This window comes from Clostridium sp. DFI.5.61, assembly GCF_024462915.1.
Classification (GTDB): domain Bacteria; phylum Bacillota; class Clostridia; order Oscillospirales; family Oscillospiraceae; genus Lawsonibacter; species Lawsonibacter asaccharolyticus.
Genome location: NZ_JANGBZ010000015.1, coordinates 16776 through 33800 on the forward strand (window position 1 = coordinate 16776; position 17025 = coordinate 33800).

Consider the following 17025-nt stretch of genomic DNA (forward strand, 5'->3'; position numbering starts at 1 on the left):
TCTATTGATTCCTATTTCATGGATCTCGGTCATCAGGCGGACCGCCCCTCACCTTCCTCCGGCGGGGGACTGAAGGGACCGGATGCGGTCCAGGTCCAGCTCCGGGATGGAAAAGAGGTGGTCCAGGGGGCCGCTGCCCGCCCCCAGGTCAAGCATGGAGGACAGCGCCCCCGAGAGATAGATCTTCGCCCGCTCCACCGCCGTCTCCAGGTCGCAGCCCTTCGCCAGATTGGAGGCGATGGCACTGGAGAGCGTGCAGCCTGTCCCGTGGGTGTTGGGGTTATGGATCCGGCGTCCGCAGAACCATTTGCAGCTCCCATCCTGCCACAGCAGGTCGTTGGCGTCGTTCAGGTCATGCCCGCCCTTGCACAGCACAGCGCAGCCGTACCGCTCCCCGATCTCCCGGGCAGCCCGCTCCATGTCCTCCGGACCGGAGATGGTGAGGCCCGACAGGACCTCCGCCTCTGGGATGTTGGGGGTGAGGACGGCGGCCAGGGGGAGCAGCTGGCTCTTCAGCGCCTCCACCGCTTCCTCCGAAATCAGGCGGGACCCGCTGGTAGCGATCATCACCGGGTCCACCACGATGTTCCGGGCCTGGTACTGCTTCAGCTTGTCCGCGATGACCTGGATCAGCCCGGTAGAGGACACCATCCCTGTCTTGACGGCATCGGGGAAGATGTCGGTAAAAATGCAGTCCAGCTGACTGGCCAGGAATTCCGGGGTGGACTCCAGGATGCCGTAGACGCCGGTGGTATTCTGGGCCGTCAGGGCGGTGACCGCGCTCATGGCGTAGACGCCGTTGGCAGTCATGGTCTTGATGTCGGCCTGGATCCCGGCGCCTCCGCTGGAATCGCTCCCAGCGATCGTCAATGCTGTTTTCATCAGAAAACTCCTTTCTCCGCATTGAAGTTTTGTTCCGCGACACCAGGTGGTGCCCCCGAGGTGCCGCGTCGTCGGAGCAAAGTACGCTCTGTTCGGGACAGCCTGACGGCCATCCCTCACTGCGCTCCCTTGCTCCTCCTCTCCGGGCCGCACCCGCTCCGCTGGGCTGCGCCCCGGCTGGGCGGCCTTACGGCTGCCCCCATTTTTGCTGTGTTCGGGACGGTCTGACGGCCATCCCTCACTGTGCTCCTCTGCCCCTCCTCTCCGGGCCGCACCCGCTCCATTCCCGGCTCAGCCCCGCTCCAATGCTGCCAGGAAATCCGGGGAGTCCAGCCGGGGAAGATACCAGTCGCAGAGGCACCGCAGTGCCTCCTGATCCTCCTCGGCGGAGGGGTCATACACCCCCGCCACCAGAAAGCCCGCCCGTTTGGCGCTGCGTGCGGCATGGAGGGCATCCTCAAAGACCACCGTGCGCTCCGGCGCGCTGCCCAGGCTGCGGGCAGCAGCCCGATAGAGGTCCGGTCCGGTCTTAGGCCCGTACTGAAGGGAACTGAAGGCGAACAGGAAGTGCTTCCACAGCCCCAGACGGACCATGGCGTCCCGTGCCTGAAAGGCCTCGCTGGCGGTGGCAATGCCGCAGGGGACCCCCAGGGCTCCCAGCCGCTCCAGCAGTGTGTCCGCCCCCGTCTTCATGGGGACCCTGTCCCGGTATTCCCCTGTCACCAGGGCGTTCACCCCTTCCATCACCTGTTTGGGCGTACAGGGGAGGCAAAATGTATCCACCATGTACTCCGAGGCTTCCCGCCGCCCCATCTCCCGGATGTCCCGGGCCAGGTCCTCCGGCGGCTCTCCTCCAAACTTCCGGACCAGAGCCTTGGGCGCCTCGTTCCAGATGTACATGGAGTCGGTGAGGGTCCCGTCCAGATCGAAGATGGCCCCCTCGATCCTCATGGGCCCACCACCCGCTCCACCTGGGCCCGGAGGGAGCGGGTGGCCGCTTCCACGTCGGGCTGGGCGTACAGGGCTGAGACCACCGCCACCCCGGCGATGCCGCTCCCCGCCAGCTCCGCCACATTGCCGGCTCCGATGCCCCCGATGGCCACCACAGGGATGTCCACGGCGGCGCAGATGGCCTTCAGGGTGTCATAGCTCACTGGTCGGGTGTCCTGCTTGGTCCCGGTGGGGAACATGGCTCCTACCCCCAGGTAGTCGGCCCCCGCCGCCTGGGCGGCCAGGGCCTGCTCCACCGTGCGTGCGGACACGCCGATGAGTTTGTCTTCCCCCAGCAGGGCCCGGACTCGCCCCGCCTCCATATCGCTCTGGCCCACGTGGACGCCGTCCGCTCCTGCCGCCTGGGCCAGTTCCGCATCGTCGTTGAGGATCAGGGGCACGCCGTAGCGCCCGCACAGCTCCCGCAGTTCCAGGGCCTGGGCCAGAATGCTCCCACGGTCCATATGCTTCTCCCGCAGCTGGATCATGGTGGCGCCCCCCCGCAGGGATGCCTCCACCTGTTGGGCCAGGGTCCTGTCCCCCAGCCAGCTCCGGTCCGTTACGCCGTAGAGCAGCAAATCCTTTTTATCGCATCTCATAGTTGGCTCCTTTCTCCAGCGCCGCGCCGTCCATCCGGCACACAGCGTCAATGATCCGATCCCGATAGGTGGCGTTTCCGTCCTGAGGGGACATCCTCGCCCAGGCCAGCTCCCCCGCCACTCCCATGGCGCACACCGCGGCGGCGGCCGCCTCCAGGGGGCGCTCCGGGCTGGCGGCCAGGCAGGCCGCAGTCAGGGCGGACAGCTGACAGCCGGTACCGGTGACCAGCCCCATCTCCGGGCGGCCGTTGCGGATCACGACGCACTGCTCCCCGTCTGAGACCAGGTCAATGGCCCCGGTGACCGCCACTACGGTCCCGGTGCGGCGGGCGGTCCCTTTGGCGAAGGCCACCCCCCGCTCCAGTTCCGCTTCCGTCACTGCGTCCGCCCCGCCGGCGTCCACCCCCCGGGTGTGCTCCTGGCCGCCCGCCAGGGCCCGCAGCTCTGAGACATTGCCCCGCAGCACAGTAAAGGGGACACGGGCCATCAGATCCTGGGCCGTGCGGAGACGCAGGGTGCTGGCCCCCACCCCTACCGGGTCCAGCACCACTGGGCGGCCCAGCTCCCCAGCCTTGACTCCGGCCCGCATCAGGCTGGGGATGGTGCGCCGGCTGGGTGTTCCCAAGTTGAGGCACAGTCCGGCGCACCGGGCCGTGATCTCCTCCACTTCCTCCGGCTCATCGGCCATGATGGGGCTGGCCCCGCAGGCCAGCAGGAGGTTTGCCACGTCGTTGGCCGTCACATAGTTGGTGATGCAGTGGATCAGCGGCCTCCGCTCCCGCACCCGGTCCAGGCAGGCTCCCAGCTCCATATCCCTCTCTCCTTTGTCCGCAGACAGCAAAAACCGCGGGGCACCCCACTTCGGGATATCCCCGCGGCCTAGTTCCGCAAGTATATTTCCCTACGTTGGCATTACCCAAATCAGGTCACAGGTCGGAGCGAACAGCTCCCTCTCAGCCCGTCATGCGAGCTCCCTTTTCTCGTCATTTTTCTCTGCTGTCGTTTTTCTTATTATAAGCTCTGTGTCCCGTTCTGGCAAGAGCAGGAACTTGTTTTTTTCACATAGGTCGTTGCAAAAAATCACTGTTTGGAACAAATGTCTTATTTTGCTCCTGCTTGTTCCTGTTTCTCCCAGGCCGGCCCCGGGTGCGTAACAAGGCGTTCCTCCCGCCAAAGGGCACAAAATTTTTTGCTTTACTCCACCATGTTGTCCTGTCCTTTGCAAGGCAGTGGTCTCCGATCACCCGGTTTTTTTCAAACTGCCGGAGCCATCCCCTGGCAGTTCCCGGCGCAGAAGAGACGTGGAGGCCCTTGAGAAGCACCGGTCTCTGTGGTAAAATAGAGACGAGATGCAGGGACTCTGCCTGTACTGACCGTAAAGGAAACCACAGGTCTTTTTCACGCTCTGTTTTATAATATGGCCCTCTCTCCTTCACATTCTGTTTTTCCCCCAGAGCGATGTCTCCCTTTGCGGTCCCCGCCGGGGCATTCCGCAGCACCGGCGCTTCCCGCTTTCCGGATATCCGCCACAGAAAGGAGCAAACTATGACTGATGCTGAGCTGATCTCCACGGCCGTCTCCATGCAGGAGCGGGCCTATGTACCCTATTCTCATTTTCCCGTGGGCGCTGCCCTGTTGTGCAGTGACGGGGCGGTGTTCACCGGATGCAATGTGGAGAACGCCGCCTACGGCTCCACCCTCTGCGCCGAGCGCACGGCGCTGGTCAAGGCGGTGAGCGAGGGCCGCACCGGCGGCTTCACCGCTATCGCCATCGCCGGCCGGGGAAGCGACTTCTGCTGGCCCTGCGGTGCCTGCCGGCAGATGCTGTTTGAATTTGCTCCCCAGCTCCGGGTCCTGGCCGTCCGAGGGGACGGTGCCTTCCAGTCCGCCCCGCTCTCCACCCTGCTGCCCTGCGGCTTCGGGCCGGGCTCCCTTAATTTTTGAACCGACGGAATAAAAAGCTCTCTTTTGGCCAAACTACCTCCGGAATACCAATGCGAGGAGGTATGAACCATGATAATGGATAAGATCGCCCTGACTCTGCTGATCATCGGCGGCCTGAACTGGGGCAGCGTGGGTCTGTTTCGATTCGACCTGGTGGCCTTCGCCTGCGGCGGTTCCGGCAGTATGATCAGCCGCGTGATCTATACCCTGGTGGGTCTTTCCGCCGTGTGGTGCATCTCTCTGCTCTTCCGGGACAAGGACCCCGTGGAGGAGCGGAGCTGAGGCCAGTCCACCGTTCCATTCAGAACATGTGATATTCCAAACCGGCCGCCGGAAGTCCCGGCGGCCGGTATTTTACATTTTTACTCTCTGATTTTACCGCACTTTACGCAGATTTAACATATCCGCTGTTTCGCATTTTACATTTCTTTTTTATACTGAGCCCTGTACTCCAGAGGAAACACAAAACGAATGCAATAAAGGAGAAGATCTTACATGAAAAAACTGACTTGCATGGGGCTGTCTCTGGCCCTGATGGCCGGCCTGCTGGCCGGCTGCGGCTCCAATGGGACCACCTCCACTCCCACCAGCACCCCCGCCGCCAGCTCCACCCCTGTCCAATCCCAGACCACCACCCTCAGCGGCACCGTGAACACAGACGGCTCCACCTCCATGGAGAGCGTGGTCAAGGCTCTGGCTGAGGCTTTTATGGAGCAGAACCCCGATGTGACCGTCAACTACTCCGGCACTGGCTCCGGCACCGGCATCCAGGCCGCCATCGACGGCACCGTGGACCTGGGACTGGCCTCCCGTGCCCTGAAGGACGAAGAGAAGAGCAACGGCGCCGTAGAGAACATCGTAGCCCTGGACGGCGTGGCCGTGGTTGTCAACCCCGAGAACGGCGTGACCGACCTGACCGTGGAGCAGATCGCCCAGATCTTCACCGGCGAGATCACCAACTGGTCCGAGCTGGGCGGCGCCGATGCCGAGATCGCGGTCTTTGGCCGCGAGGCCGGCTCCGGCACCCGGGGGGCCTTTGAGGAGATCGTGGGCGTTGAAGATGCCTGTACGTACACCAACGAGTATTCCTCCACCGGCGACGTCATCGGCAACGTGGCCTCCAACCCCAACGGCATCGGCTATGCCTCCCTGTCCGCCGTGGACGACACCGTGAAGGCCGTGGCGGTCAACGGCGTGACCCCCTCCGAGGACACCGTGAAGGACGGCTCCTATGAGATCCAGCGTCCCTTCGTTATGGTCACCAAGGAGGGCACCCAGCTCTCCGAGGCAGCCCAGGCTTTCCTGGATTTTGCCATGAGCGCTGACGCCGCTGAGATCATTGCTGTTGCCGGCGCTGTGTCTGCCAACGCCTGAGCTCACCCGATCCAATTCAAAACAAGCCCCCGAGCCCGGGGGCTTGTTTTGAATGATGTCTCCCCTTCTGCCCCCTTTCCTCAGTTGACACACAGGCACGGCCCCCGCGCCCGTGTGTCAGCTGAGGAGACAGAATCTACAAGAAAAGGTTGAGTACTATGAAAAAAGAGCATCCCGGCGTCCCCGGCGGGGGCGCCCTCCGGGCCAAAGAGGCCATGGAGTGGATCATGAAGACCGTATTTCTGGTCTGCGGCTTCATCGCTATCGCCTTTGTCCTGCTGATCACCGTGTACCTGATCATCTCCGGCCTGCCCGCTATCCGTGAGGTGGGGTTGACCGACTTCCTCTTCGGCACTCGCTGGGCCTCCACCGACAAGACCGACCCCGCCTATGGCATCCTCCCCTTTATCCTCACCTCTATCTATGGCACCGCCGGGGCCATCCTCATCGGGGTGCCCATCGGCTTCCTCACCGCCGTCTTTCTCTCCAAGGTGGCGCCCCCCAAGGTGGCCGCCGTCATCCGTCCGGCAGTGGATCTGCTGGCGGGCATCCCCTCGGTGGTCTACGGCCTGGTGGGCATGATGGTCCTTCTCCCCGCCATCCGTAAAACCTTTGACATCGCCGCCGGTGACAGCCTGCTGGCCGCCATCATCGTATTGGCAGTGATGATCCTGCCCTCCATCATCTCGGTGTCCGAGACCGCCCTGAATGCGGTGCCCCGGGAGTATGAGGAGGCCAGCCTGGCCCTGGGGGCCACCGAGCTGGAGACCTACTTCCGGGTCTCTGTCCCCGCAGCCAAGAGCGGTATTGCCGCCGCTGTGGTGCTGGGCGTGGGCCGGGCCATCGGTGAGGCCATGGCTATCCTGATGGTGGCCGGCAATGTGGCCAACATGCCCTCTCTGCTCTCCAGCGTCAAATTCCTCACCACCGCCATTGCCAGCGAGATGAGCTATGCCGCCGTGGGCAGCCTCCAGCGCAACGCCCTGTACTCCATTGGGCTGATCCTATTTCTGTTTATCATGTGCATCAATGTGATCCTAAACGTATTCCTGAAACGGAACAAGGAGGGCTGAGCTATGACCAACGCCATGATCTCCTCGGAAGAGGCCCAGAGCTACCAGTCCAAGGGCCTCTCCCCCCGCCGCCGCACCTATGAGGTGGGGATGCGCGGGCTGCTGTATCTCTCCGCGGGCATCACCTGCCTGCTGCTCCTCTTTCTCATCGGCTACATCCTCTACCGGGGCCTGCCCAATCTGAACTGGACCTTCCTCACCAGCCAGGAGAGTGTCCTGCGGGGGACCGACGGCATCATGCCTGCCATCCAGAACACCCTCTATGTCATCGTGGTCACCCTGATCTTCATCCTGCCCCTGGGGGTGGGGGCCGCCATCTACCTCACCGAGTACGCCTCCAACCACAAGCTGGTCTCTGCCATCGAGTTCGCCACCGAGACTCTGGCCGGCATCCCCTCTATCCTGTACGCCCTGGTGGGTATGCTGATCTTCTGTCAGGTCATGGACCTGGGCAAGACCCTGCTGGCCGGCGCCCTCACCCTGGTCATCATGACCCTGCCCACCATCATCCGCACCACCCAGGAGTCCCTGAAGACGGTGCCCCAGAGCTACCGGGAGGGCTCCCTGGGCCTGGGGGCCGGCAAGTGGCACATGATCCGCACCGTGGTGCTCCCCTCCTCCGTGGACGGCATCGTCACCGGCTGCATCCTGTCCATCGGCCGTGTGGTGGGCGAGTCTGCGGTGCTCATGTTCACCGCCGGCATGGGCACCACCCTCCAGAACTTTTTCGGCAGCTTCAACGACCAAGCTCTGTCGCATTTTCTGTCCACCGGTGACCTTTCCCTTCTGTTCAGCGGCCTGACTGACAGCTCCGGTGCCACCCTCACTGTGGCCCTGTACGTCTACGCCAAGGAGCGGGCCGAGTTCGACCTGGCCTTCTCTGTGGCCCTGGTCCTGCTGGCCATCACCCTCGCCATCAATCTGTCCGCCAAGCTGGTGGGCAAGCGCCTGAAAAAGCGCTAAGGAGGACAACTATGGATCAATCTGTCATTCTCTCGGCCTGCGGGCTGAACCTGTATTACGGTGAGAACCACGCACTGAAGGACATCTCCATCGACATCAAAGCCAACAAGATCACCGCCCTCATCGGGCCCTCCGGCTGCGGCAAGTCCACCTTTCTGCGGACCATCGACCGGATGAACGACCTGATCCCCAGCGTGAAGATCACCGGTTCCCTCACCTTCCACGGGCAGGAGATCTACGCCCCCGGCGTGGACGTCACCGACCTGCGCCGGCGCATCGGCATGGTGTTCCAGAAGCCCAACCCCTTTCCCATGTCTATCTACGACAACGTGGCCTACGGCCCCCGCACCCATGGAGTGCGCTCCAAGCTGGCCTTGGACGAGCTGGTGGAGAAGTCCCTGCGTCAGGCCGCCATCTGGGACGAGGTGAAAGACCGGCTGAAAAAGCCCGCCCTGGGCCTGTCTGGCGGCCAGCAGCAGCGCCTGTGCATCGCCCGGGCCCTGGCCGTCCAACCGGAGGTCCTGCTGATGGACGAGGCCACCTCCGCCCTGGACCCCATCTCTACATCCAAAATAGAAGACCTTGCCATGGAGCTGAAAAGCGAGTACACTATCGTCATGGTGACTCACAACATGCAGCAGGCCGCCCGCGTCTCCGACCAGACCGCTTTCTTCCTGCTGGGCGACCTGGTGGAGTACGGGGACACGGAGCAGCTCTTTTCCATGCCCCAGGACAAGCGCACCGAGGACTACATCACCGGGAGGTTTGGATAATGCGAGTCAAATTTGAAGCACAGCTGGAGCGGCTCAACGTAGAACTTATCACCATGGGTGCCCTGTGCGAGGAGGTCATCTCCGGCGCGGCCAAGGCCCTGCTGGACGGCGATTCCGGCCTGCGGGAGACCGTGCTGGCCGCGGAGCGGGACATCAACCAAAAGGAGCGGGACATCGAAAGCCTGTGTATGAAGCTGCTGCTCCAGCAGCAGCCGGTGGCCCGGGATCTGCGCACCATCTCCTCCGCCCTGAAGATGATCTCTGACATGGAGCGCATCGGCGACCAAGCCGCAGACATCGCTGAGATCACCCGGGATATCGCCGACAACAGCATCAAGGACCTGGTCCCTATCGGGGACATGGCCCGGGCCACCATCAAGATGGTTACCGACAGCGTGGACTCCTTTGTCCGCAAGGACCTGGGTCTGGCGGAGGCAGTGATCTCCTCCGACGACGTGGTGGACGATCTGTTTCTCCAGGTCCGTGAGGAGCTGATCCGCCGCATCGGCATGGGGGACAGCGGAGAGGTGTGCATCGACCTGCTGATGATCGCCAAATATCTGGAGCGCATCGGAGATCACGCCGTCAACATCGCCGAGTGGGTGGAGTACTCCCTCACCGGGCACCATGCTGACCTGCCCTGAACGGCGGGCGCCCCAATTTTCACAGCCGTAGGAGGTCCTACCCATGATTTATTTTCTGGAAGACGACCCCAGCATCCGCAAGCTGGTCATTTATACCCTGAACAGCCAGGGCATGGAGGCGGAGGGCTTTGAACTGCCCTCCCAGTTCTGGGCCGCCATGGAGCGGCAGCTCCCCTCCCTGGTCCTGCTGGACCTGATGCTCCCGGAGGAGGACGGCCTGCACATCCTCAAGCGCATCCGCGCCGGCGCCTCCACCGCTAGGCTCCCCGTCATCCTGATCACCGCTAAGGGGACCGAGTACGACAAGGTGGTGGGCCTGGACGGCGGGGCGGACGACTACATCGCCAAGCCCTTCGGCATGATGGAGCTGATGGCCCGCATCCGCACCGCCCTGCGCCACAGCGGCGGGGAGGCGGAGCCGGTCCACGCCCTTACTTTGGGCCCACTGCGCATCGATCCGGCCCGCCATCAGGTGCTGGCCCACGGGCGGGAAGTCACCCTCACCCTGAAGGAATTCCAGCTGCTCTCCCTTTTGGTGGAGCATGCGGGGACCGTATTCACCCGGGACCAGCTGCTCAACACCATCTGGGGCTATGAGTTCGACGGCGCCAGCCGCACAGTGGATGTCCACGTCCGCACCCTGCGTCAAAAGCTGGGGGAGGCGGGCCGCTGCATCGAGACCGTGCGGGGCGTTGGCTACAAGGCGGAATCTGATCCGTCCAAAAGTGAGGAACAGCCATGACATCTAAAATCTTCCGCAACTCCTTTCTGGTGGGCGTTGCGGTGTTCTTTCTCTCTATCGCTCTGTTCATGGGCGTGCTGTACCAGTATTTTGGCAGCCAGCTGCTGATCCAGCTGGAGTCGGAGGCCGCCCTGGCTGCCCGTGGGGTGGAGATGGGCAGCATGGATTATCTGGACGGCCTCTCCTCCGCCAACCGTATCACCTGGATCGACGCCGGCGGCACTGTCCTCTTTGACAACCAGGCCGACCCCGCCCAGATGGAGAACCACGCCGACCGGGAGGAGGTGCGAGCCGCTCTGGAGAGCGAGACAGGCACCGCCTCCCGCTACTCCACGACCCTCTCTCAGCGGACCCTGTACTTTGCCCAGCGGCTGGCTGACGGGACGGTGCTACGGGTGTCCAGTGAGCAGCGCAGCCTCCCTTCCCTGCTCCTGTCCATGGTCCAGCCCATCCTCATCATCCTGGTGCTGGCCGTGGCCCTGTCGGCGGTGCTGGCCTCCCGCCTTTCCAAGCACATCATCAAGCCCGTCCTTGCCATCGACCTGGAGCACCCAGAGGACTCCGACACCTACGAAGAGCTCACCCCCCTGCTTTCCCGCATCAAGCAGCAGAACCAGACCATCGCCCAGCAGATGGCCCAGCTGCGCCAGAAGCAGAACGAGTTCACCGCCATCACCGAGAACATGAGCGAGGGCTTCCTCCTGCTGGACCGGCAGGGGCGCATCCTCTCCCACAACTCCGGTGCCCTGCGCCTGCTCCACGCCGCCGCCCCTGAGGAACGGGCCAGCTACCTCACTCTGAACCGCACCGAGCGCTTCCGCCAAGCGGTGGATGCCGCCCTCACCGGCAGGCGGGACGAGCAGCTGGTGGACCTGGGAGGCCGCTGCTGCCAGCTGCTGGCCAACCCCGTGATTCAAGACGGCCAGGTGGCCGGCGCCGTGCTGGTCATCCTGGATGTCACCGAGCGGGAACAGCGGGAGGAGCTGCGCCGGGAGTTCACCGCCAATGTATCTCATGAGCTCAAGACCCCCCTCACCTCCATCTCCGGCATTGCGGAGATCATCAAGGGCGGGCTGGTCAAGCCGCAGGACATCCCCGGCTTCGCAGACGACATCTACGGCGAGGCCCAGCGCATGATCCGCCTGGTGGAGGACATCCTCCGCCTGTCCCAGCTGGATGAAGGGGGCAGCTCCCTCCAGACGGAGGAGGTGGACCTGTACCACCTGGCCCAGGAGGTGGCCGGCCGCCTGACCCCCGCCGCTGTCAAGGGGCAGGTCACCCTGGAGGTGACGGGCGGACCGGTGCGGATCTCTGGCGTGCGCCAGCTTTTGGACGAGATGATCAGCAACCTGTGCGACAACGCCATCAAGTACAATCGTCCTGGGGGCCGGGTCACTATCTCCGTCTCCCGCTCCGACCGGGGCGCGGAGCTCTCTGTGTCCGACACGGGCATCGGTATCCCTCCTGAGGACCAGAGCCGGGTCTTTGAGCGGTTCTATCGGGTGGACAAGAGCCACTCCAAAGCCATCGGAGGCACCGGTCTGGGACTGTCCATTGTCAAGCACGGGGCGGCCTTCCACGGGGCCGACCTCTCCCTGGAGAGCCAGCCGGACCGCGGGACCACCATCCACCTCACCTTCCCCGGCCAAAACGTGAAATAAGGCAAATGGCCCGCCGCTGGTGCGGCGGGCCATGCTTTCTTCTCTCTGGGAAAAATAGACGGGATCCTGCTCTGTTCACCGGCTGCTTTTGTCGCGGCTGGAAAAGTGCGGAGCACGGCCCAATTTTTTCAGAAAAGGGCTTGACAAATCTGGTTAGCAGAAGTAAACTCTATCTGTTCCGAGGGTTAGGTTAAGCTAACCAGCTTTTCAAGCAATTCTAGCAGCAAAAGTCAACCTGATCTGGGAGGGAGTCTCATGATGCCCCTGACAATGGCCAGACCCGGCGAGACCGTGGTCATCCGAAAGATCACCGGCAGGGACGAGGTGCGCCAGCATCTGGCAGAGCTCGGCTTTGTGGTGGACGAGTCGGTGACCGTCATCAGCGAGATGGCCGGCAACCTGATCCTTCAGGTAAAGGACAGCCGGGTCGCTGTGGACAGGACCATGGCCAACCGTATTATGATCTGAGGAGGAGAGAAAGGATGAAAACGCTGAAAGACGCCAAGGTGGGAGACACCGTCACCGTGGCTAAGCTCCACGGCGAGGGAGCCGTGAAGCGCCGCATTATGGATATGGGGATCACCAAGGGAGTGGAGATCCACATCCGAAAGGTCGCCCCGCTGGGGGACCCTATGGAGTTGAATGTGCGGGGCTATGAGCTGTCCGTCCGCAAGGCAGACGCGGAGATGATCGAGATCCTCTGAGCTCCGCTTTCGTTTTTCACTGTTAGTTAGTCACTTCTAACTTTCTGAAGGGAGAAATACCATGAATATCAAGATCGCGCTGGCGGGCAACCCGAACTGCGGTAAGACCACCCTGTTCAATGCCCTGACCGGCTCCAACCAGTACGTGGGCAACTGGCCCGGCGTCACGGTGGAAAAGAAGGAGGGCAAGCTGAAGGGCCACAAGGAGGTCATCATCCAGGACCTGCCTGGCATCTACTCCCTGTCCCCCTATACGCTGGAGGAGGTGGTGGCCCGCAACTACCTGGTCAATGAGAAGCCGGACGCCATCCTCAACATCGTGGACGGCACCAACATCGAGCGCAACCTGTACCTGACCACCCAGCTCATCGAGCTGGGCCTGCCCGTGGTAGTGGCGGTCAACATGATAGATCTGGTGCGGAAGAACGGCGACAAGATCGACCTCCAGAAGCTGGGCCAGGCCCTGGGCTGCCAGGTGGTGGAGATGAGCGCCCTGAAGGGCGAGGGCGGCATGGCCGCCGCCGAGCGGGCCGTAGCCGCGGCCCAGGCCCACAAGGCCGGGGAGCTCCCCCACGTGTTCACTGGCAGCGTAGAGCACGCCATCGCCCACATTGAGGAGTCCATTCAGGGCATGGTGGACGACCAGTATCTCCGCTGGTATGCCATCAAGGTGTTCGAGCGGGACGAGAAGGTGCTGGAGTCCCTGACCCTGACCAAAGACCTGGAGGCCCACCTGGAGGCCCACATCGCCGACTGTGAGAACGAGCTGGAGGACGACGCTGAGAGCATCATCACCAACCAGCGCTATGCGTACATCAACTCTGTGGTCAGCAGGGCAGTAAAAAAGAAGGCCCCCAAGCACAGCCTGACCACCTCCGACAAGATCGACCGGATCGTGACCAACCGTGTCCTGGCCCTGCCCATCTTCGTGGCAGTGATGTTTCTGATCTATGCCATCGCCATGGGCGGCTGGGCCATCTCCATCGGCACCGCCGCCACTGACTTCACCAACGACACCATCTTCGGTGAGTGGGTGCCCGGCTTCTTTGACAGCTTCCTGCTCAACGCCAGTGGCGAGCCTGTGGTGGCCGACTGGCTGTACGGCCTGATCCAGGACGGCATCGTGGCCGGCGTGGGCGCCGTGCTGGGCTTCGTGCCCCAGATGCTGGTCCTGTTCGTCCTGCTGGCTGTCCTGGAGGATGTGGGCTACATGGCCCGCATCGCCTTCATCATGGACCGGATCTTCCGCCGCTTCGGCCTGTCCGGCAAGAGCTTCATCCCCATGCTGGTGGCTACCGGCTGCGGCGTGCCCGGGATCATGGCCTCCCGCACCATCGAGCAGGACCGTGACCGCAAAATCACCATCATGACCACCGGCTTCATCCCCTGCGGCGCCAAGATGCCCATCATCGGCCTGTTCGCCGGCGCTGTCTTTGGCAACTCCGCCTGGGTGGCTACCTCCGCCTACTTCATTGGCGTGGCGGCGGTCATCGTCTCCGGCATCATGCTGAAGAAATTCAAGGCCTTTGCCGGCGAGCCCGCCCCCTTTGTCATGGAGCTGCCCGCCTACCACGCCCCCTCCGCCGGCAACGTGCTGCGGGCCACCTGGGAGCGTGGCTGGTCCTTCATCAAGCGGGCCGGCACCGTCATCCTGATCTCCTCCATCATCCTGTGGTTCCTCCAGGGCTACGGTTTTGTGGACGGCGTGTTCCAGGCCGTGGAGGACAACAACGACTCCCTGCTGGCCGTCATCGGCAATGCCATCGCCTGGATCTTCTACCCCCTGGGCTGGACCGGTTCCATGGCCTGGAAGGCCGCAGTGGCTACCTTCACCGGCCTCATCGCCAAGGAGGAGGTGGTCAACACCTTCGGTGTGCTGTACCACTACGCCGGCGACATCGATCTGATGGAGGACTCCAGCCCCATCTGGGCTATGGTGGGGGCTGACTTCGGCGCCATCTCCGCCTACTCCTTCATGATCTTCAACCTGCTGTGCGCCCCCTGCTTCGCTGCCATGGGCGCCATCAAGCGGGAGATGCACAACACCAAGTGGACTCTGGGCGCCATCGGCTACATGTGCCTGTTCGCCTATGTGACTGCCATGATCGTCTATCAGATCGGCGGTCTGTTCACCGGCGAGGCCGCCTTCAGCGTCTTCACCGTCATCGCCATCGCCCTGCTGGCCGGCATCATCTTCCTGCTGGTGCGCAGGGGCTACCAGCCCAGCGAGGAGGTCCGTCACCTGACCGACATCCCTGCCGGCAAGAAATAATCTGTGATCGACAAGGAGGGTCAGATATGTCCCAGCTGCTGCCTACCATCATCGTCTCCCTGATCCTTGCGGGCGTGGTCGCCCTCGCGGTCCGCTCCCTGTGGCAGTCCCACAAGTCGGGCGGCCACTGCAATGGGGACTGCGGCACCTGCGGCGGGTGCGGCGGACACCACACTCGCTGCGGCCCCCACGCTCCGAAGTAAAATATGTATATAAGAGCCTGCCCCGGACACCATCTGTCTGGGGCAGGCTCTTATATTGCCGCTGTCTCCTGAAAATCCGAGATGATCTCCAGGAACTGAGCTCCGTACTGCTCCGCCTTGAAGCTGCCCACGCCGCCCACGTTCTGGAGCTGACGCAGATCCCGTGGCTGGGCAGCCGCCATCTCCCGCAGGGTCTTGTCGGAGAAAATCACAAAAGCCGGCACGCCCCGGAGGCGGGCCAGGTGGGCGCGCTCCTCCCGTAGCCGCTGGAAGAGGGCCTGCTGCCGCTCTGTCAGGGGGCTGTCCTCCGCCCGCCGGCGGTCGGCCGCCGGCCGCTCCTCCCGAACGGCCTTCATCATCAGCGGTCCGTCGCTGTACGCCACGTCCTCCGCCCGCTCCCCGCACCGGAGGACCGGGTACTGGCCGTCAGTGAGCTCCAGGATGTGCTCGTCCACCAGGAAGCGGATGCGGTCCTGGACCTCCCGCTGACTCAGGGCGGCCAGGGCTCCATAGGTCCTCTCCCGCTCCAGCCGGTAACGGCGGATCTTCTCGTTCTCCCCGCCGCACAGCACTGCGGCGATCAGTCCGGCGCCGAACCGCTGGCCGGTCTCCGCCACACAGCGGAGGATGGCCCGGGCGTCCTCCCCCACATCGATCTCCTGGAAATTGTGGAGGCAGTTGTAGCAGGCGCCGCAGTAGTCCGGGGCCGACTGGCCGAAATAGTTCAGGATATACTGACGCAGGCACCGCCGGGTGCGGCAGTAGAACGTCATCTGCTTCAGACGACCCAAGTCCCGCTCCTGGAGCTGCCGCGCCGTCTCCGGGTCCAGCTGCTCGCTGGGCTCGCTCTGGCTGATGAGGAACTGGGCTGTGCGCACGTCCTGCCCGCTGTACAGCAGGATACATCGGGCCTCCGCCCCGTCCCGGCCCGCCCGGCCCGCCTCCTGGTAGTAGCTCTCCAGGTCCTTTGGCATGTTGTAGTGGATGACGAAGCGCACGTCCGACTTGTCGATCCCCATCCCGAAAGCGTTGGTAGCCACCATCACCTGGACCCGGTCGAAGAGGAAGTCCTCCTGATTCTGCTGCCGCTCCTCCGGCTCCAGCCCAGCGTGGTAGCGGGTTGCGGAGATGCCGGAGCTCTGGAGGAACTGGCAGACCTCCTCCACGTTCTTCCGGGTGGAGCAGTAGACGATGCCGCACTCCCCCGGCCGCTCCCGCACCCGGGCCAGCAGCTCCACCCGCTTTACGGAGGGGTGGCACACCTCCAGATACAGGTTGTCCCGGTCAAACCCGGTGGTGATGGACAGGGGGGCCTCCAGCTCCAGCAGCCGCTGGATATCCTCCCGGACCTCCGAGGTGGCGGTGGCGGTGAAGGCCCCCACCACCGGCCTCTGGGGCAGCCGGTCCACAAAGTCAGGGATGTTCAGATAGGCGGGGCGGAAGTCCTGCCCCCACTGGGAGATACAGTGGGCCTCGTCCACTGCCACCATGGAAATCTGGGCCGAGCGGACAAAGGACTGGAACCCCTCGGTATCCAGCCGCTCCGGAGCCACATAGATGATCTTGTACCGGCCCTCCCTGGCCCGGTCCAGGGCCAGCAGATACTGCCGGTAGGTGAGAGAGCTGTTGAGGTAGGCGGCGGGCACTCCCATCTGCACCAGCTGGGTCACCTGGTCCCTCATGAGGGAGACCAGCGGGGAGACCACCAGGGTGATGCCGGGCAGCAGCAGGGCAGGCACCTGATAGCACACCGATTTCCCCGCTCCCGTGGGCATGACGGCCAGCACATCCCGCCCGGCCAGCAGTGCGTCGATGATCTCCTCCTGACCGCCCCGGAAGGTGTCATAGCCGAAATACTGCTTCAAAACATCCTGCTTTGTCATAGTCGTTCTCCGCTCTTTCCCGCAAAGCACACCCCCGGAGCCGCGCTCCGGGGGATGTGTGTTCCGCTGGGGTCCTTTTTGCAGGTGGGGCACCTGAAACCTGCGCCCCGGCCCTCCGGTGCTCTGCCTGCCTGTCAGTTCAAAAAGTCTTTTCGTTTCTTGGAACGAGAAGGATGACGCGTCGCCGTCGCGGACTGCATATCCCTCGCCCCCGCCGGAGGCGGGAGCTCACTCATTCCGTCGCTCCGGCTCTCCCCGTGCGGCCCGCTGCGCTGGGCCCGCCCGGGGGCCCCGGAAAGCTGCGCCCCGGAACACTCA

Annotated in this window: 18 protein-coding genes and 1 riboswitch; of the genes, 13 read left to right on the plus strand and 5 right to left on the minus strand. The window is 63.5% G+C overall.

Going from position 1 to position 17025, the window contains the following annotated elements; all coding sequences use genetic code 11:
- Positions 1 to 48 precede the first annotated feature (48 nt).
- The 4 genes from thiD to thiM form a co-directional block, all read right to left on the minus strand.
- Positions 49 to 882: a bifunctional hydroxymethylpyrimidine kinase/phosphomethylpyrimidine kinase gene (gene thiD / locus NE584_RS09350; RefSeq protein WP_108980780.1), complete on the minus strand. Its 834-nt coding sequence runs from the start codon at positions 880 to 882 to the stop codon at positions 49 to 51.
- Between the two features lie 291 nt (positions 883 to 1173).
- Complete coding sequence (locus tag NE584_RS09355) at positions 1174 to 1833, minus strand: HAD family phosphatase (RefSeq protein WP_256182683.1); 660 nt, start codon at positions 1831 to 1833, stop codon at positions 1174 to 1176.
- Entirely contained in the window at positions 1830 to 2471 is a 642-nt protein-coding gene (gene thiE / locus NE584_RS09360) for a thiamine phosphate synthase (RefSeq protein WP_108980778.1), read from the minus strand. Before thiE ends, NE584_RS09355 begins: the two co-directional genes overlap by 4 nt.
- Positions 2458 to 3282 carry a hydroxyethylthiazole kinase gene (gene thiM / locus NE584_RS09365; RefSeq protein WP_193955469.1) on the minus strand — a complete coding sequence of 275 codons (825 nt, stop codon included), beginning with the start codon at positions 3280 to 3282 and terminating at the stop codon, positions 2458 to 2460. Before thiM ends, thiE begins: the two co-directional genes overlap by 14 nt.
- 69 nt (positions 3283 to 3351) lie before the next feature.
- Positions 3352 to 3458: riboswitch (TPP riboswitch) on the minus strand.
- Positions 3459 to 4016: 558 nt separating this feature from the next.
- Between thiM and cdd the strand changes: the two genes are divergently transcribed.
- The 13 genes from cdd to NE584_RS09430 all read left to right on the plus strand — a co-directional run bounded on the left by cdd (position 4017) and on the right by NE584_RS09430 (position 14824).
- Positions 4017 to 4415: a cytidine deaminase gene (gene cdd, locus NE584_RS09370; RefSeq protein WP_050623790.1), complete on the plus strand. Its 399-nt coding sequence runs from the start codon at positions 4017 to 4019 to the stop codon at positions 4413 to 4415.
- Positions 4416 to 4484: 69 nt separating this feature from the next.
- On the plus strand, positions 4485 to 4697 hold the full coding sequence (locus NE584_RS09375; protein ID WP_050623789.1) for a DUF378 domain-containing protein: 213 nt from the start codon (positions 4485 to 4487) through the stop codon (positions 4695 to 4697).
- 213 nt (positions 4698 to 4910) lie between these two features.
- Positions 4911 to 5789: a phosphate ABC transporter substrate-binding protein gene (locus NE584_RS09380; protein WP_108980776.1), complete on the plus strand. Its 879-nt coding sequence runs from the start codon at positions 4911 to 4913 to the stop codon at positions 5787 to 5789.
- 215 nt (positions 5790 to 6004) lie between these two features.
- Positions 6005 to 6862 carry a phosphate ABC transporter permease subunit PstC gene (pstC, locus tag NE584_RS09385; protein ID WP_108981576.1) on the plus strand — a complete coding sequence of 286 codons (858 nt, stop codon included), beginning with the start codon at positions 6005 to 6007 and terminating at the stop codon, positions 6860 to 6862.
- Between the two features lie 3 nt (positions 6863 to 6865).
- The gene (pstA, locus tag NE584_RS09390) at positions 6866 to 7825 is read left to right on the plus strand and encodes a phosphate ABC transporter permease PstA (RefSeq protein WP_082203537.1); all 960 of its coding nucleotides are present in this window, start codon (positions 6866 to 6868) and stop codon (positions 7823 to 7825) included.
- Between the two features lie 11 nt (positions 7826 to 7836).
- Positions 7837 to 8598 carry a phosphate ABC transporter ATP-binding protein PstB gene (gene pstB, locus NE584_RS09395; RefSeq protein WP_050623787.1) on the plus strand — a complete coding sequence of 254 codons (762 nt, stop codon included), beginning with the start codon at positions 7837 to 7839 and terminating at the stop codon, positions 8596 to 8598.
- The gene (gene phoU / locus NE584_RS09400; protein WP_050623786.1) at positions 8598 to 9242 is read left to right on the plus strand and encodes a phosphate signaling complex protein PhoU; all 645 of its coding nucleotides are present in this window, start codon (positions 8598 to 8600) and stop codon (positions 9240 to 9242) included. The genes pstB and phoU overlap by 1 nt, the downstream gene beginning before the upstream one ends.
- Positions 9243 to 9285: 43 nt before the next feature.
- Positions 9286 to 9984 carry a response regulator transcription factor gene (locus NE584_RS09405; protein WP_050623785.1) on the plus strand — a complete coding sequence of 233 codons (699 nt, stop codon included), beginning with the start codon at positions 9286 to 9288 and terminating at the stop codon, positions 9982 to 9984.
- Positions 9981 to 11645: an ATP-binding protein gene (locus NE584_RS09410; RefSeq protein ID WP_108980775.1), complete on the plus strand. Its 1665-nt coding sequence runs from the start codon at positions 9981 to 9983 to the stop codon at positions 11643 to 11645. The genes NE584_RS09405 and NE584_RS09410 overlap by 4 nt, the downstream gene beginning before the upstream one ends.
- A 255-nt stretch (positions 11646 to 11900) precedes the next feature.
- On the plus strand, positions 11901 to 12113 hold the full coding sequence (locus NE584_RS09415) for a FeoA family protein (RefSeq protein WP_050623784.1): 213 nt from the start codon (positions 11901 to 11903) through the stop codon (positions 12111 to 12113).
- 14 nt (positions 12114 to 12127) lie between these two features.
- Positions 12128 to 12349: a FeoA family protein gene (locus NE584_RS09420; protein WP_050623783.1), complete on the plus strand. Its 222-nt coding sequence runs from the start codon at positions 12128 to 12130 to the stop codon at positions 12347 to 12349.
- A 61-nt stretch (positions 12350 to 12410) separates the two neighbouring features.
- The gene (gene feoB / locus NE584_RS09425) at positions 12411 to 14621 is read left to right on the plus strand and encodes a ferrous iron transport protein B (RefSeq protein WP_108980774.1); all 2211 of its coding nucleotides are present in this window, start codon (positions 12411 to 12413) and stop codon (positions 14619 to 14621) included.
- Positions 14622 to 14647: 26 nt separating this feature from the next.
- Positions 14648 to 14824 carry a FeoB-associated Cys-rich membrane protein gene (locus tag NE584_RS09430; RefSeq protein WP_242850298.1) on the plus strand — a complete coding sequence of 59 codons (177 nt, stop codon included), beginning with the start codon at positions 14648 to 14650 and terminating at the stop codon, positions 14822 to 14824.
- A 50-nt stretch (positions 14825 to 14874) separates the two neighbouring features.
- On the opposite strand, the gene recQ is transcribed toward NE584_RS09430, so the two are convergent.
- On the minus strand, positions 14875 to 16707 hold the full coding sequence (gene recQ, locus NE584_RS09435) for a DNA helicase RecQ (protein ID WP_108980773.1): 1833 nt from the start codon (positions 16705 to 16707) through the stop codon (positions 14875 to 14877).
- Positions 16708 to 17025 lie beyond the last annotated feature (318 nt).

Excerpts from the sequence above, each read along its gene's own strand:
- thiD (WP_108980780.1), bottom strand. The coding sequence starts at position 882 with ATGAAAACAGCATTGACGATCGCTGGGAGCGATTCCAGCGGAGGCGCC.
- NE584_RS09355 (WP_256182683.1), bottom strand. The coding sequence starts at position 1,833 with ATGAGGATCGAGGGGGCCATCTTCGATCTGGACGGGACCCTCACCGAC.
- thiE (WP_108980778.1), bottom strand. The coding sequence starts at position 2,471 with ATGAGATGCGATAAAAAGGATTTGCTGCTCTACGGCGTAACGGACCGG.
- thiM (WP_193955469.1), bottom strand. The coding sequence starts at position 3,282 with ATGGAGCTGGGAGCCTGCCTGGACCGGGTGCGGGAGCGGAGGCCGCTG.
- cdd (WP_050623790.1), top strand. The coding sequence starts at position 4,017 with ATGACTGATGCTGAGCTGATCTCCACGGCCGTCTCCATGCAGGAGCGG.
- NE584_RS09375 (WP_050623789.1), top strand. The coding sequence starts at position 4,485 with ATGATAATGGATAAGATCGCCCTGACTCTGCTGATCATCGGCGGCCTG.
- NE584_RS09380 (WP_108980776.1), top strand. The coding sequence starts at position 4,911 with ATGAAAAAACTGACTTGCATGGGGCTGTCTCTGGCCCTGATGGCCGGC.
- pstC (WP_108981576.1), top strand. The coding sequence starts at position 6,005 with ATGGAGTGGATCATGAAGACCGTATTTCTGGTCTGCGGCTTCATCGCT.
- pstA (WP_082203537.1), top strand. The coding sequence starts at position 6,866 with ATGACCAACGCCATGATCTCCTCGGAAGAGGCCCAGAGCTACCAGTCC.
- pstB (WP_050623787.1), top strand. The coding sequence starts at position 7,837 with ATGGATCAATCTGTCATTCTCTCGGCCTGCGGGCTGAACCTGTATTAC.
- phoU (WP_050623786.1), top strand. The coding sequence starts at position 8,598 with ATGCGAGTCAAATTTGAAGCACAGCTGGAGCGGCTCAACGTAGAACTT.
- NE584_RS09405 (WP_050623785.1), top strand. The coding sequence starts at position 9,286 with ATGATTTATTTTCTGGAAGACGACCCCAGCATCCGCAAGCTGGTCATT.
- NE584_RS09410 (WP_108980775.1), top strand. The coding sequence starts at position 9,981 with ATGACATCTAAAATCTTCCGCAACTCCTTTCTGGTGGGCGTTGCGGTG.
- NE584_RS09415 (WP_050623784.1), top strand. The coding sequence starts at position 11,901 with ATGATGCCCCTGACAATGGCCAGACCCGGCGAGACCGTGGTCATCCGA.
- NE584_RS09420 (WP_050623783.1), top strand. The coding sequence starts at position 12,128 with ATGAAAACGCTGAAAGACGCCAAGGTGGGAGACACCGTCACCGTGGCT.
- feoB (WP_108980774.1), top strand. The coding sequence starts at position 12,411 with ATGAATATCAAGATCGCGCTGGCGGGCAACCCGAACTGCGGTAAGACC.
- NE584_RS09430 (WP_242850298.1), top strand. The coding sequence starts at position 14,648 with ATGTCCCAGCTGCTGCCTACCATCATCGTCTCCCTGATCCTTGCGGGC.
- recQ (WP_108980773.1), bottom strand. The coding sequence starts at position 16,707 with ATGACAAAGCAGGATGTTTTGAAGCAGTATTTCGGCTATGACACCTTC.